This is a genomic window from Paenibacillus sp. Soil750 (assembly GCF_001428045.1).
Classification (GTDB): Bacteria; Bacillota; Bacilli; order Paenibacillales; family NBRC-103111; genus Paenibacillus_E; species Paenibacillus_E allorhizoplanae.
Genome location: NZ_LMSD01000005.1, coordinates 76790 through 90920 on the forward strand (window position 1 = coordinate 76790; position 14131 = coordinate 90920).

The 14131-nt window shown below is 44.3% G+C and carries 16 protein-coding genes; all 16 read right to left on the reverse strand.

What is annotated here, in order from left to right:
* Positions 1-27: 27 nt before the first annotated feature.
* Positions 28-390, reverse strand: a complete 363-nt coding sequence (locus tag ASL11_RS06865) for a flagellar protein FlaG (RefSeq protein WP_063795501.1) — start codon at positions 388-390, stop codon at positions 28-30.
* A gap of 81 nt (positions 391-471) precedes the next feature.
* Positions 472-2040 (reverse strand): flagellar filament capping protein FliD, encoded by a 1569-nt coding sequence (gene fliD / locus ASL11_RS06870; RefSeq protein WP_056611536.1) that lies wholly within the window; start codon positions 2038-2040, stop codon positions 472-474.
* A gap of 187 nt (positions 2041-2227) precedes the next feature.
* Entirely contained in the window at positions 2228-2422 is a 195-nt protein-coding gene (locus ASL11_RS06875; RefSeq protein ID WP_056611539.1) for a YjfB family protein, read from the reverse strand.
* Positions 2423-2505: 83 nt separating this feature from the next.
* On the reverse strand, positions 2506-4665 hold the full coding sequence (locus tag ASL11_RS37980) for a flagellin N-terminal helical domain-containing protein (RefSeq protein WP_056611541.1): 2160 nt from the start codon (positions 4663-4665) through the stop codon (positions 2506-2508).
* A 197-nt stretch (positions 4666-4862) separates the two neighbouring features.
* Entirely contained in the window at positions 4863-5102 is a 240-nt protein-coding gene (gene csrA, locus ASL11_RS06885; protein ID WP_056611544.1) for a carbon storage regulator CsrA, read from the reverse strand.
* Between the two features lie 12 nt (positions 5103-5114).
* Positions 5115-5558, reverse strand: a complete 444-nt coding sequence (gene fliW / locus ASL11_RS06890) for a flagellar assembly protein FliW (RefSeq protein ID WP_056611547.1) — start codon at positions 5556-5558, stop codon at positions 5115-5117.
* Between the two features lie 99 nt (positions 5559-5657).
* Entirely contained in the window at positions 5658-6227 is a 570-nt protein-coding gene (locus tag ASL11_RS06895; RefSeq protein ID WP_056611550.1) for a DUF6470 family protein, read from the reverse strand.
* A gap of 13 nt (positions 6228-6240) precedes the next feature.
* Positions 6241-7137 carry a flagellar hook-associated protein FlgL gene (gene flgL, locus ASL11_RS06900; RefSeq protein ID WP_056611553.1) on the reverse strand — a complete coding sequence of 299 codons (897 nt, stop codon included), beginning with the start codon at positions 7135-7137 and terminating at the stop codon, positions 6241-6243.
* Positions 7138-7164: 27 nt separating this feature from the next.
* Entirely contained in the window at positions 7165-8730 is a 1566-nt protein-coding gene (flgK, locus tag ASL11_RS06905) for a flagellar hook-associated protein FlgK (protein WP_056611555.1), read from the reverse strand.
* Positions 8731-8772: 42 nt separating this feature from the next.
* Positions 8773-9270 carry a flagellar protein FlgN gene (locus ASL11_RS06910; RefSeq protein WP_056611558.1) on the reverse strand — a complete coding sequence of 166 codons (498 nt, stop codon included), beginning with the start codon at positions 9268-9270 and terminating at the stop codon, positions 8773-8775.
* A gap of 36 nt (positions 9271-9306) precedes the next feature.
* A complete protein-coding gene (gene flgM, locus ASL11_RS06915) occupies positions 9307-9579 on the reverse strand; it encodes a flagellar biosynthesis anti-sigma factor FlgM (RefSeq protein ID WP_056611561.1) in 273 nt (90 codons plus the stop codon).
* Between the two features lie 113 nt (positions 9580-9692).
* Entirely contained in the window at positions 9693-10109 is a 417-nt protein-coding gene (locus tag ASL11_RS06920; protein WP_056611810.1) for a TIGR03826 family flagellar region protein, read from the reverse strand.
* A 116-nt stretch (positions 10110-10225) separates the two neighbouring features.
* Positions 10226-10921 carry a ComF family protein gene (locus tag ASL11_RS06925; protein WP_442953026.1) on the reverse strand — a complete coding sequence of 232 codons (696 nt, stop codon included), beginning with the start codon at positions 10919-10921 and terminating at the stop codon, positions 10226-10228.
* Positions 10922-10980: 59 nt separating this feature from the next.
* Positions 10981-12849, reverse strand: coding sequence for a DEAD/DEAH box helicase (locus tag ASL11_RS06930; protein ID WP_063795494.1), 1869 nt, complete (start codon positions 12847-12849; stop codon positions 10981-10983).
* Between the two features lie 80 nt (positions 12850-12929).
* On the reverse strand, positions 12930-13325 hold the full coding sequence (locus ASL11_RS06935; RefSeq protein ID WP_056611567.1) for a hypothetical protein: 396 nt from the start codon (positions 13323-13325) through the stop codon (positions 12930-12932).
* Between the two features lie 80 nt (positions 13326-13405).
* On the reverse strand, positions 13406-14131 hold the full coding sequence (locus ASL11_RS06940) for a response regulator (RefSeq protein WP_056611570.1): 726 nt from the start codon (positions 14129-14131) through the stop codon (positions 13406-13408).

Sequence of the window (14131 nt, forward strand, 5' to 3'; positions counted from 1 at the left end):
CCCCTAAAGTCTTGTCTTATTCGCTTATTACCTGCGCTCATCTACCATAACTCCAGCCATCTCCCAAACTCTAGCTAGGAAATCAAGCGATTTCTCATTCGGGATCTCCCTAATAAGTTCACCATTGCTTTTGTCTAATACTCTAACAATAATATGTTTCGTCTGTTCGTGAATTGAGAAATCTAGTGTAGTAGAAGTACCTTCTACGGCTTTAATCGCACGCTCGATAGCCTTTACAAGCTGCTGTTCACTGATAGGAATATTCTGACCTTGCGCTTGCGCTTGCTTTAAATCATGAACACTTTGAATGCCGTCATTGCTCGAAACTTTAGGTGCTGCAGGAGCTACGTTAACGCTAGGCTTTGGAACATTTCCAATCGGTGGGTTCATACTCAAAGCAAAGACCTCCTAAAATAATAGTTACTACTAATATCGGTGGAAAACGTTCTAATATGAAGAGCTGTCGAACGTTTAGCCGCTATTTGAAGATAAGGATTGCGTGAGGTAACTGCTTTGGGAATTGTAGGCCGTTAAATACTTCTCCATCGCAGTAAACTTTGCATAATAGGACTTTTCTTTACCGGTTAGGCGATCTGACTCGTTATTAATGTCCTTTAACGTCTTGACCATCAGCTTTCCAATTACACTTTGATCATATTGGGAGCTTCCAGCACTTCCTGCTTTATCCTTAATTTTCGTATAGGCTGTTTGGAAATCATCAAATACCCGGACAAGCAATCCTGTTTTTGCACTGTCTGTCACCGTATAAGGTTGGGAGAATAAGTTTTTAACAGCTTCTGGATCTGCTTGAATCGCTGCGCGTAGTTTCGTCTCATCGATATAAAGCTTTCCTTTATCCGAATAGTTACTGGAAGCGATACCTATGGAGGAAAGTGAATTGTACTGACTTCCGTTATCAACCCTGGATGTCATATGATTTCGCATAGTATTAACCAGTTCTTTTAAGCTGCTGTCATTACGAAACAACCCACTCTTGGCTTTACTTTCCCATGCTTTGATCTGATCTTCTGACATTGCTGCTCTTTGTTCATCGGATAGAGGCTGAAAATCCTTGTAGACCGTTTCGTTAATTGCTTTATTGAGCTTATCTAACATCTCGTTGTATTTACTTACAAAATCTTTGATATTCTTTACTTCTGCATCGATATCGCTAGCAATAGTAACGGACTGAGCAGTTGTCGTAACATTCTTAAGCGTGTAATTGACTCCCATTATTTTGACCGTATTGTTTGCCGATGTTACGTTTGTACCGTTAAATTTAACTACCGCATCTTGTGCTAGATTGGCATTCGACAAGCCACTGGTTGCTGTAGTCGTTGCATAGGAACCAGCACTTCCGTTATAACCGTTCTTATAATCAACCGCGGCAGACCCGGCAAAACCGAGAGTAGTATCTAAAAAGCCAGCTTGATCCGCAGAAATCGCGATTTTTGTGTTAGCGCCAGTCTCTTTCGTTTTCAAAATAAACTGTTTGAGCGTAGCGTCATAGATCGCCTTCACCTCTAGATTATTGCCAGATGCGTCTTTCGCTCCGTTAATTTTCGTAATGACGTCTGCCATTTTATCTGTCGCACTAATTGCGACCGTTGCCGTGATTTGTTTGCCTGCTTGGTTTGTCACCTTAAGTGTCAGGTTTGTTGGCGTATTTGTTAATGCTGCATTTTGATCAACAACGAGATTAGATTTCATAGTTGCGGATTGGGCAAGTTTCGAAACTTCATAACTATAAGTTCCCTCAATAGCATCAGCTGTAGCTACTCCACTCATTGAATCCGCATTCGTAGTGGTTGTTGAGAATGTACTATACGTGCTTGAGAGCTTCATATTAAATAATGTATTACTTCTAAAAGCGAACAAGTCACTATTCCATTGACGGTAACCATCACTTTGCCAGGTGTATTTTTGCTGATTTTGCTTCATCTTGTTTAATTTAACACTCTCAGCATCCATCATTTTCTTCACGAGTGCATCTGTATCAAGCCCCGAAGCCATCCCGCTAATTCGATTGATTGTCGTCATCAGACCATACCTCCATCATCTATAAAACTAACAGCACCCATAGCTGTGTCCCTGTAGAAATCATATATTGTGTTTATCGGTCGAAACTTGTCTTTTATGAATAGCAAAAAAGGCTTCCCCATAAAAAGAAGCCCTGCTAAGGTCAAAAAACCTATTATTTGCAATCCTTTATACGGATGTAGATGGTCTACCCTCTAATGTCCACACTACCGCCAAGATGAGGCTGTACGGACCGCTGAATGGAACTGGATTGACTTAACATTTCCGTCATATTCGTTGCTTGTATTTGCGCCGTATCCATGGCAATTCTCATCACGGATAGGCTCGCATCTTGCATTAAGTTAGATTGGCTCATTACCATAGACATACCTGCAATATCCATCTACTGGTCACCCTTTCCAAAGTCTTACGAATTAAAAAAAGGAGACTCTAGAGAGTCTAGAGTCCCCTTCCGTAGGGCTAAGATTAGCCACGAAGCAATTGAAGAACGCCTTGTGGTTGTTGGTTTGCTTGTGCAAGCATTGCTTGAGCTGCTTGTGCAAGGATACTGTTTTTGGATTGGTTCATCATTTCTTTCGCCATATCAACGTCACGAATACGGGATTCAGCGGAAGTCAAGTTCTCGGAAGATGTGTTCAAGTTGTTGATTGTGTGATCCAAACGGTTTTGAACAGCACCTAGGTTACTACGTTGTTGGGAAACAACTTCGATTGCATTGTTAATGATAGTGATAGCTTTAGATGCAGAAGCTGCTGTGCTTACGTCAAGTACATACTCAGTGGCAGAACCATTCTTAACTGTGCTTGTTCCGTAAGTAACATCAGCTACACTACCATCTAATAGTGTATCTGTTTGTCCCGCTGCAGCTGAGCTAGAAGTCAATCCAAGTGCTTTAGAACGCATGTCGGCAATTGCCACGTTCATAGCTTGACCACTGTTAGCACCGATTTGGAAGCTAACGGATGCATCTGCCCCAGCAGCTCCTGTAGCTGAAACTGTGTTAAAACCAAGATCTGCTGCTCCTGAGCTTCCTACTACTGTACCAAATGTAATCTGGCTAGCTGCGCCTTCTTTACCACTTGTAACTTCGAAACGAACACGATCCGTATCAGCTACAGCAAGTGCTTTAATATCAACAAGCTCTCTTTGAGGTTGGGTCGGATTAGCTGTATTCCAAGCTTGAATTTTAGTGTTAATGCCTGTTTTCAATGCACTTGCCAAGATGTCTTTGTCTGTGTAGTCCCCAGCTGCCAATGTAACACTGTATGTATTTCCATCAATATTAACAGAAATATCATCATTTTTTGCAAGACCTGCTGTAAGAGTAGCGCTTGACAGTCCTGAAAGACCTGCAGCAGTACCAGTGAAGGAAGTAACACCATTATCTTTACCTGCACTTGCAGCGGCAGTCCCAATTTGGATCGAGCTTCCTAGTGCTGCAGCAGAAGTGAAAGTAACATCACCCGCAACAGTTGTAGCGTCAGCATCCGCTCCAGCAGCTGTATCAAATTGTGTTTGTAGTTCTGCTGCTAGAAGGTCTGGACTGTTATAAGTACCATTTGCTAATGTTAATGTTAAAGATTTAGTTGTTGCTCCGCCGTCTTTCGTGTAGTTAACAACCATTTGATTGTTAGCAGCATTACCATTAGCAGCTACGTCAGCACCTGCACCACTAGTTCCATTAAATAGAACTGTAGCTGCGTTACCACCTACGATGCTAATTTTGCTGTCAGCACCTTTGTCTAGAGCACCATCTGTAATTACAAGTTTATTCCCTACCATCGCTACAGTAATATTAGCCGCATCAGTTGTTGCTGCGCCAGTATTACCAGCTCCGCCACCTGCACCAGCTGCTGTTGCTTGGAAAGCTGTGCGAAGTGCAGCTTGCATGTTTGCTGCTAATGCATCGTTGTCTGCACCACCAGCAAATGTAACAGTACGTACTGTGTTACCAATTTGAACAGTAAGCTCATTTGATCCAGGTAAAACAGCAGCGGATAACTCAGTCCCTGCTCCACCAGTTGTCACTTTACCACTTGTGTAACTACCAACAGTACCGTCATGAATTGTTACTGCTGCACTAACAGCTGCACCAACACCAGTACCTGAAGTTGCTGTAGTTCTAACAGTAAATTTATCAGCACCAGCGCCAATTTTAGCAATGGATGCGCCATCTTTAACAGCAGCAGTTGCTTCTGTTTTGTCTTTTGCACCATTGATTAGTTTTTGTGTATTGAACTCAGTTGTATTACCAATACGGTTGATTTCATCCGATAGTTGGTTTACTTCTGATTGAATGCTTTTACGGTCAGCATCAGTGTTCGTACCGTTTGAAGATTGTACAGCCAATTCACGCATACGTTGAAGAATGTCGTGAGTTTCGTTCAATGCACCCTCAGCTGTTTGGATCATGGAGATACCATCTTGCGCGTTACGGGAAGCTTGATCTAGACCACGGATTTGACCGCGCATTTTTTCGGAGATTGCAAGACCAGCTGCGTCGTCACCTGCACGGTTGATACGAAGACCGGAAGACAATTTCTCGATGGATTTGCTTTGGTTAGCTGTGTTTGTGGACAATTGACGGTGCGTGTTTTGTGCTGTTACGTTGTGATTAATTCTCATTGGTAATTCCTCCCTGAATATATGAATTCCACATCCATGTGGATTAGCGTTTCTTCCAGGTCGGCCGCCCTTGGAATCGCTCATACTATTAATATCGACAGGGGGCGACTATTTCTGAAGTCCTATTTTCGCGAAATTCCGACATTAACAACTATAAAGTCTTAGATATCATTTCATTTCGCCCATACTTAGCCCATTTACTCTGTTTTTCTCGTTTTTTTGAACATTTCATTGAGACCATTATAATTTGATGCGCTGCCAAGGGCATCCTTATTAGCTTGCTGAATAGATAGGTAGATCTCTTTTCGGAATACTTCAACACTTTTAGGAGCTGAAATACCCAACCGAACTGTATCCCCTTCCGTACCCAACACGATAAGTTCAATATGATCGCCTATCATAATGGCTTCGCCTTTTTTACGAGTTAGAACAAGCATGCCTGTCACCCCTTATTTGTTATCGGATGGAACCGATTGCATCAATTTATGTTTGGCGTTATAGGAAGAGCCATGAAGGATGACCTGCTTCCCTAATCTCGTATTTACATTCACAATGATGGGCGCTAATAAGTTTAAAGTCGCTTCTTCCAACTGTGCTCCTACGGACACAACCGACCAAACTGCCACATCTTCTTTGCTTTCAATCCCCAACTCCGTAACGACAGTATCTGATAATTCGAGGTCATAATCAGGGAAGAACTCGAATGGATTCGTTAATAACAGGGCTACATCCCCATTATCCACACACTGCAAGAAAATAAATGGTGATTCCATATCCGGTTGAATGAAGATGTAACTGATATTCTGCTCAAACCCTGGAATACCCTGAGGAAAAGTGAAGACCTCCTTCTCAGCAATCGTTAATTCACCGAACTGCAACGTGGTTATATTCATGAGTGGCAACTCCTATATGGATTAGTGGTTAAAGTATAAACAAAAAAACTATAGATTAGGCAATCTACAGTTTAAACTATACCCTACATTGTTGGGCAATCATACTTTCATGTCGATTTCAGGTGGAATCATCTCAACCTTCGGATATTGCTGCATATAAATCGAAACCTTGCCAGGCGTGTAGGTGATTTCAGCTTGATGCGGTGTGATTTGTATGTCAACACTACCTGGATTCACATTGATCTCAACCTTGTTCGCCGTATAATCCAGGTCAACGTTATCGTAAGAAGCTTCACCCAGATAGTTCATGCTGCTTGGTTCAAAAGCGCGTTGTGCTGCTAAATCAGCAATCGGGCTTCCGCCCTTATGTATGGCTGCTAGTCGATTCCCCTTTTCTACAATGCTTGCGATTCCCTGTAGAGCTATATTCTTCGACTCGCTGTAAATGCGATTCATAAAGGTCGTGTGGCTTCCCATCCCTAAGGCATCCCAAGCAGCACTCTGATCAATGTGCAGCTCCCCTTGAGGAGAGCGTATTTCCATTGTTAGTGGAGTTGTATGCATCTCCATGTCAGCTTTAGGCTGACGAATATCCCACTGTCCTCGCTGAACATCTATGCCAATTCGGCCAGACTGAATATCAAGTCTAATTAAAGGAACGGACGACATGACCTACACCGCCTTATTTGAGAAAATCAACTAGACTTGGACGTATAATCTGTGAACCTATCGACAAGGACGCTTCATACACATTCTGCGAAGTTTTGAGGTTTGTCATCGCTTCGGCAACATCTACATCTTCCACTCGCGTTTGCAGAGTCTGTAGATTAGTATTAATATCTTTCAGGCGTTCATTAGATAAATCTACACGGTTCATCTTGGCCCCTACATCAGCACGCACGGATAAGAAGCTTTCCATTCTGGTATCCAGACGTGCCAGACCATCACTGATCCCCTTAAAATCACTTGTCCCCATAGCGGTCATTAAATCTTGCATAATTTTAAACGCATTGTCTGCATCTGTTGACTTGCCAAACACTTGTTCACCTGTAATATTAACGGAAATCCGTACACCTGCACCAATTTCATATTGAATGGCTGAGTTATCCGCATCGGTTATAGCTGCATTTTCCTCCGTATAAGGTGCTAAATCCGTCAACTGTCCATTGAATACATGTTTACCATTAAATTCACTATTACCGAGCTCAACGAGTTGGCTGTATAGCTGCTTGATTTCGCTATTAATAGCGTCTTCAGCCGTTTGTGGGTTTGATCCATTAGCCGCAGAAACAGTAAGCTCGCGTACTCGCTGAAGGACCTCATTTGCCTTGCCAAGCGTCGAATCTGTATAATCCAACCAAGATGTAGCCGACTCCACATTCGCTTGGTATTGATCATTCGCAGACAACTCACTACGGTATCTCATAGCAAAGCTAAGTCCAACCGGGTCATCCGATGGCTTATTTATTCTTCTTCCAGTCGCTAACTGGTTCTGCAGGTTATCCATACGATTGAGATTCGTTCCCAAATTTCGAACCATCTGGGTATTAATCATCGTTTGCGTGATTCTGGTTGGCATTGAGTCCCCACCTTTAATTTAAAATAATTATCTGCCGACCGTTCCCATGCCATTAATTACTTTATCCAGCATTTCATCAAATGTGGTTAATGATCTAGCCGCAGCGTTGTAGGCGTGTTGATATTTAATCATGTCCGCCATCTCTTCATCTAAAGATACACCGCTAACGGACTGCCTTCTTGAATCGACCTGATCCACAAGTGCTTGTTGGTTCGTCGTTTGTCTTGTAGCTTCTTGTGACTGCACACCCAGCTGCCCTACAATAGCACGAAGGAACTCATCGAACGTACCGCTAGTCAATAGTGGTGTTCCGTTAGAACTTGGATCAAAGTCAAATTTCTGATTCTGGAAAGACGCCAACGCTAATGCGATATCGTTATTCCCTCTGACTACTTTGGTATTACCATCGGTATCCACATACGTACGAGAAGAAGCAGCAATATTAGCCACTTTCTTGACGATTTCAGGATTTACGGTAAGGCTGTTTGCATTAAACTCAGTTGCACCTTCTTTTAAAGTAAAGAATGGAATTCCGCTTTTCGGTGGATCTTCCAACGTATATCCTAATGCGTGCAGACCGTTAATTCCGTTGACCGTGACTTTCGTGTCGGCTGCTAGGGTCGTTCCTGGTGTCGCTCCGGTCAGTGTTGCTCCAGCCGGGATTACCGAGCCTGCAGGCAACGTTATCGATACCGGGCCTTGAACAAGTGCCTTAACCATGGAATTGAATTGAAATTTATAACTTTCTAAGTATTGATCCCGGGAAACTAGCATGCCATAGATCTCACCGCTCTGCAGATCGCCTGATGTCAAATTAGCAGCGACTGTACTAGCATCAATTGGGTTAGTGACATTAATTCCATTTACTAGCTCAACGCTGCCCATTCTTAACGTATATCCGCCAGACGTATCAATAGAGGTTATATTCACTATTTTGGACAAGTTATCAACTAATAGATCCCTCTGATCTCTTAGATCGTTTGCGTTATTGCCCAATCCTTCTATTTTAAAAATTTCGTTATTTAAATTAGCAACTTGCTTCAACATCGTGTTGGCTTCAGAAACCTTAACGGATATATTATCAGTCAGATTCGTAGATAGATCATCCAGTTGCTTGCCTGTATGATTAAAAGCATCGGTCATGGCTAGCGCTTTCTCTTTAAGTGCAGCACGAGCTGTCAGGTTATCAGGTTCCTTACTCATATCCTGCCAAGCACTCCAAAACCCTTCCACCACTTGCCTGATCCCCGTATCTGAAGGTTCATTCACGATAGCTTCCAACTTCTCTAAGGTATCTCGACGAATGGTCCACTCGCCTAACGTCTTGTTCTCATCATAAAATTGCGTATCGAGAAACTTCTCGCGAACTCGCTTGATTTGATCGAATTCAACACCTTGTCCCAACTGACCTGGCACTGCACTTCTTGTCATGCTCGCAGGTTCATAGGGGAGAGAAGCAACCATATTTACTCTTTGTCTCGTATATCCTTGCGTGTTCGCATTCGCTACGTTATGTCCGGTCGTTTGCAATGCCGTTTGTTGTGCGAATAGACTTCGCTTTGAAATTTCAATGCCAGAGAATGTAGATCCCACAGCAATTCCCCCTAGATGTTCTTAGTCAGATCCGATTTGAAGCTATGCCCTTCTGTCAAACATCCCCATTCGCTTATCACTCTTTTGAAGAGTGGGATTCCGATAAACGACATCCTCTTCAGAGGGGCCCATCACAAGGTCAATGGTATAATCTATAAATGAAAGTGATTGCTGAATCAATTGTTGATTGGATATATTGATCTCTTTCAACTTCTCCAAAACAACTATAAGCTGCTTATGTGCATGCAAAAGGGCTTGTTTCTCTTCCGCTTTGAAAATCAACCTAATCAAGTCGCTCACTGTTACTTGAGGATTCGGATTATAGCCGCGCGAAATGAGATACTTACCGATTTCATGAAACCGCTGCTTATCTAGCTCACTAATATGCCTGACAAGCTTGCTCTCTTTATTCACAATTAGATTAAGTTGATTGACATTGTTGCTGACGAGTTCTTGGGTCTTCTCTCTGGAAAGCTCCAGCAGCGATTCATGCGCCTCAAGAAGCTGTTCCAATATCGTAATCAACGGTTGAATAGACATGGCGTTCTCCTAATCCTTATAAATCTATGTAAACACTTATTTCAAATAAGGGAGCAGCTTTTCTGCAATTTTCTTAGCATCTACGTGATAAGTCCCTGAAGAAACCGAATTCTTCAATGACTCGATCCTGAGGCTTTGTTCTTCCGTACGAGCGCTACCTGAAGCTCCTAGAAGCTCCTTCGCTTCCGCAGAGATTTCAACCTGATCCTTCACTTTGCCTTTCTTACCAGCAGCTTGTGCGGGTGTTGCCTCTCCAGCTTTCTTATACGGATTCACAGCGCCGATGCGGCCATTCTCATTAATTTTCATACCGATACACTCCTATGTTCACTGACCTGAAAAAAATAAAAAACCGATAATCGTTAGTACTATTATCGGCATCTTCTATATAAAACTTTATATCTCTATAGACCTATTTCAAATTAGCGCTTATTTTTCAGTCGATCATGAATATTATAAGTAACTCTACTCTCTTGCTGTCTCCGCTCTTCATCCCGCCGCTGATCCTCTGAATGGTTATGAACATCCTTCACAAGTTTCTGACGGCACAGCTCACAAATCGTGTTCTCACGAATGAGAGTTCCACAAACCTCGCACGGATAAGACATGTTCGGAGCATTATAAATGGAGATACGACCATCACGAACAAACTTAGTGATTTGCTTGATACTAACCCCAGTCGCTTCGCTTAATTCAGAAATGTTGACACTCTTGTTCTCACGCAGGTACTTCAAACATTTCTCGTACTGCAGCTCCTGCTCCTTCACGCAATTCGGACAAAGCTCTACGAAGCCCTTCACATATATTTTCCCACAACGCGGACAATTTGCCACATTCATACTCACAGTATGTCCCCCTTTTCAGCATTCCCAGTTTCCACTTTTTAATTCCAGTTTACCGCAATTCGACAGCTTTTGCCTAATACTATTTTTGTGAAAATAGGTCTATGACCCATTTATCTCGCCCATGTTAAACCGCAAATTTCGACAGGTATCGACATTTCCTCTTTTAATACCATCGCGCATTGATTCATCGTACTCCCCGTTGTGTACACATCGTCCACGATATAAATGATAATGGCTTCCCCGTATTCAATTATTTTTCCCAATTCTGTGGTATCAAACTCAAAAACGTGCGCAAGATCGTCGATCCGCTCGCTTCGCTTTTTAAAACTCTGCTTTGCCGTATGCTTAGAACGATTGAGTAAACGGATGACCGGGAGTTCCACTCGCCGGCCTAGCTCTCTCGCCATTTGCTCCGCTTGATTGAATCCACGCTCTTGCATACGTTGCTCACTTACGGGCACGTAGGTGATAACCTCTCGAACCTGCCTCGCTGACGACGTTGCCCTATCCAGCCGAAGTTGCTGAAAGGCATGAACCAGCATCTGACCGAAAACTACCTTCAAGCGCTCGTCTCCTCGATACTTATATCTGGCTAGCAGCTCTTTCATCGTCTCATCATATCGAACGGCACTTCGGCTTTTAGCGAAATAGGTATGCGGCTTCCGACGACAATCCGGACAATACTCACCTCGTCCACAAGATAAACAAATCACCTTACGAATCCATGGAATTCGAGTGTAGCACGTGTAACAAAGCCCCAACTGACCTCTCTCTAGACTGGTCAGCTGTTTGCACAATAAACACACCTCCCGCCTAGGGCTTAATAGCGAGAAGATTATGTTCCCAATATGCCTCCACCAGCTACTCATACCTTGCCCCCTTGTAGAAAGCCCTGTTTTCGTGCAATCCGATTCATCGTGCGTATCTGTCGAAGGGCTTCTTTCTGTGATTTTGTTATTTCTGCAGCTGCCAAATAAACCTTCCCATGTGGGTCATCTTTCGATCTCCCTGCACGACCTGCCATCTGAACCAATGCGGCTTCATCGAACAACTTCGAGTCTGCATCTAAAACGAAAACATCTGACTGGGGCACGGTTACCCCACGTTCGAGGATGGTTGTCGTGACGAGCAGACGGATCTCCCGATTGCGAAAAAGCTGTACCTTCTCTGTTCGTGAAGTATCCTTAGAGGAAGTTCCCTCTACGCGAACCGCTGCGCTTTTACTGGCCTTGCTCAACTTCTCTCTCAGCAGCATGACCATCGGCTCTACGAGCTGAATATTCGGAACGAACACAAAAACTTGCGCTCCACGTTCAATAGATACTTCTAATCGGGATTGAATCGACTGCGGGATGGATTGGGAAACGATGCTTTTTCTTAATGTAGGCGTAGATATCAATTGAGGTACTGGCAGGGGATGTTTATGAAATCGGACAGGGACGCGTACATGTGGCAGACGTCCGCGCTCGGCGGCGTGTCTAACGCGAGTGGGCGGTGTGGCTGACAGCAGGATATTCGTCCCGCTGGGTTTACACACTTTCTCTGCTGCATAGCTAAGCATGGGGTTATTGTGGTACGGGAAGGCATCGATTTCATCGATGATGACGAGGTCAAAAGCTTGATGAAACCGCAACAACTGATGCGTTGTTGCGATGGTGATTTGCCCTTGCTCCCAGCGCTGCTCGCTTCCGCCATACAGCGTTACCACGCTGTATGTAGCGAACGCCCGCTGGATGCGCGGTTGCAGCTCTAGCACCACGTCCTTGCGTGGTGTAGCGATAAGGACGCGCCCGCCTCGAGCGGCGGTGTAGTGTATGAACGGGAAGATCATTTCGGTCTTCCCGGCGCCCGTAACGGCCCAGATGAGGAACTTCCCTGGGCCACTAGGCTGCTTGCCTTGGATGTAACGCAGCCCTTCAAGGGAAGCATGGGTCTGAGCATCACTGAGCCCCCAGGGCTCTATGTAAGCTTGTAATTCGTCAGCAGCCTCTGCGGCAGCGGTGGACAGCGCATCACCCGAGCCGCCGAGCACAAGCAAGGAGCAGGATCGTACCCTGCCCATTGTGAGGCACTCCTCGCAATAGGGACAATCTTGTCCGCAATGTAAGCAGGGCGACCAGAACATCCGCTCTTCTCCGCTTCCACAGCGTTTACAAGCGTAATGCGAAGTCTTCCTGAGCCATCGTCGCCACTCACGCTTTACCTGTATGTGCAAGCCACTCGTGAGCGACACATCGCCATTGAGGTAGGCGAGTTGCACATAGGCTGGCCACGAAGCTTCCAACCCCGACAACCTTGCCGTCTCAACACCAGGGGCTTCTATTAGCTGCTGAAGCTCATCTACCAACAGCGAACGCCCTCTGCAAGCTTCAACGAGATTAATATAAGTGGACGCGTGTAGCTGAAAGCTACGAATATGCTTGTCCCGCCAAAACGTATAGTCCATCACTTCCGAACACATCTCATCCGTATTAGCCATACTAAGCGCCGTCGCTTCCCGCTTTACCATCGCAAGCAACCGAACCTCGCTATGATCCTGAGAAATCTCATTACTCTTTCTTAAGCCTTCAAGCAGGCGAATCCCCTGCCCTAACGAAACAAAAGGTTCGAACAATACGAGGCCGGCGTCGGCTGCGTAGTGCTCGAACCAATATTGGATATCTGTCTGGGCATGTATCGTGAATTGCCACTCCCACACATGTCCCTTGCGAACGGCATAAATCTGGACTTTCATTCCTCACCGTACTCTCTTCATCAAATTATTTGGTGCGTATGTTGGTTGAGGTGTGTAGGTTATATTGAAAGCGTTTGCCCTCAGATAACAGGAATCTTTACGAGTTCCTCCCTATTACTGAGGTGAACAAGTACAACAGGATCTTCGTCATGCTGACTTAGGAAACGATCAACGGCATCGTAGTCAGACTGTAAACGCAACTCTAAGGCATACGTTTGGGATAAACGCTCAATGATCTCTCTTGTATCGTCAGACGACCCCTCGTCAATAATCGTAGCCTTGACCTGGTTGCCTCTTACACGCGAAAAGAAAAATAATGAGCGAATAACCCACTCAATTTGATTTTGATTGTTTTTGGTAACAAGTAATACAGTAGCAGGTTTCTTCTTCAATCCCTTACGGGTACCCAATAAGAGATGTAGCACAATAATGCTCACGCCATAGCAACCGAAGATACAAAGCAATCCAATCCACATAGCGGGTCCCTCCCTTACCTGCAGTGTATGCGGTAGTGCAAAGGGGGGTTCCTATAGGCGCAGAAATGCAGGATAGCGAATTACAATGTTACCCAACCATTCTTGATTGCAATAATTACCGCTTGCGTGCGGTCATCGACTTCCATTTTTTGAAGAATACTACTTACGTGGTTTTTCACTGTTTTCTCACTGATGTACAAGAACTCGCCAATCAGCTTATTGCTTTTGCCTTCCGCCATAAGTCGAAGCACTTCTGCTTCCCTTTTGGTTAGTGGGCTGTTCGCATTATGTATGTACTTCAATCCAGAATCCTTCACGCCTGTGCCCGTACCAACCACACCAACGTCATCCAGATACGTCATCCGTCTTAGTTGATTGATTAGCTTACCCGTTACCTTAGGATGAATGTAGGCATGTCCTGCAACAACAGAACGAATGGCATTAATCAGCGATTCTGCTTCCATATCCTTCAGCAAGTAACCTGAAGCCCCTTTACGAAGGGTCTCAAACACATAGCTTTCATCATCATGAATAGATAAAATGATGACTTTAATATCAGGAAAGATTAGTTTCAGACGTTCTGTTGCAATGACACCGTTCTCCAGGGGCATATTAATGTCCATGAGCACGATATCGGGCGTGATTTGATTACACAATTCAATGACTTGGATGCCATCGCCACACTCACCGATAACTTCCATGTCATCTTCCATATTAATGATCCGTTTAACACCTTCACGAAAAAGCTGATGATCGTCTGCAATGACAATATGTACATTGCGTTTGTGACTCGCCGTGTTGTCCAT

What these genes read in the sequence shown, in the direction of transcription:
- ASL11_RS06865 (WP_063795501.1), bottom strand. Translation starts at nt 390, where the DNA reads ATGAACCCACCGATTGGAAATGTTCCAAAGCCTAGCGTTAACGTAGCT.
- fliD (WP_056611536.1), bottom strand. Translation starts at nt 2,040, where the DNA reads ATGACGACAATCAATCGAATTAGCGGGATGGCTTCGGGGCTTGATACA.
- ASL11_RS06875 (WP_056611539.1), bottom strand. Translation starts at nt 2,422, where the DNA reads ATGGATATTGCAGGTATGTCTATGGTAATGAGCCAATCTAACTTAATG.
- ASL11_RS37980 (WP_056611541.1), bottom strand. Translation starts at nt 4,665, where the DNA reads ATGAGAATTAATCACAACGTAACAGCACAAAACACGCACCGTCAATTG.
- csrA (WP_056611544.1), bottom strand. Translation starts at nt 5,102, where the DNA reads ATGCTTGTTCTAACTCGTAAAAAAGGCGAAGCCATTATGATAGGCGAT.
- fliW (WP_056611547.1), bottom strand. Translation starts at nt 5,558, where the DNA reads ATGAATATAACCACGTTGCAGTTCGGTGAATTAACGATTGCTGAGAAG.
- ASL11_RS06895 (WP_056611550.1), bottom strand. Translation starts at nt 6,227, where the DNA reads ATGTCGTCCGTTCCTTTAATTAGACTTGATATTCAGTCTGGCCGAATT.
- flgL (WP_056611553.1), bottom strand. Translation starts at nt 7,137, where the DNA reads ATGCCAACCAGAATCACGCAAACGATGATTAATACCCAGATGGTTCGA.
- ASL11_RS06910 (WP_056611558.1), bottom strand. Translation starts at nt 9,270, where the DNA reads ATGTCTATTCAACCGTTGATTACGATATTGGAACAGCTTCTTGAGGCG.
- flgM (WP_056611561.1), bottom strand. Translation starts at nt 9,579, where the DNA reads ATGAAAATTAATGAGAATGGCCGCATCGGCGCTGTGAATCCGTATAAG.
- ASL11_RS06920 (WP_056611810.1), bottom strand. Translation starts at nt 10,109, where the DNA reads ATGAATGTGGCAAATTGTCCGCGTTGTGGGAAAATATATGTGAAGGGC.
- ASL11_RS06930 (WP_063795494.1), bottom strand. Translation starts at nt 12,849, where the DNA reads ATGAAAGTCCAGATTTATGCCGTTCGCAAGGGACATGTGTGGGAGTGG.
- ASL11_RS06935 (WP_056611567.1), bottom strand. Translation starts at nt 13,325, where the DNA reads ATGTGGATTGGATTGCTTTGTATCTTCGGTTGCTATGGCGTGAGCATT.
- ASL11_RS06940 (WP_056611570.1), bottom strand. Translation starts at nt 14,131, where the DNA reads ATGGACAACACGGCGAGTCACAAACGCAATGTACATATTGTCATTGCA.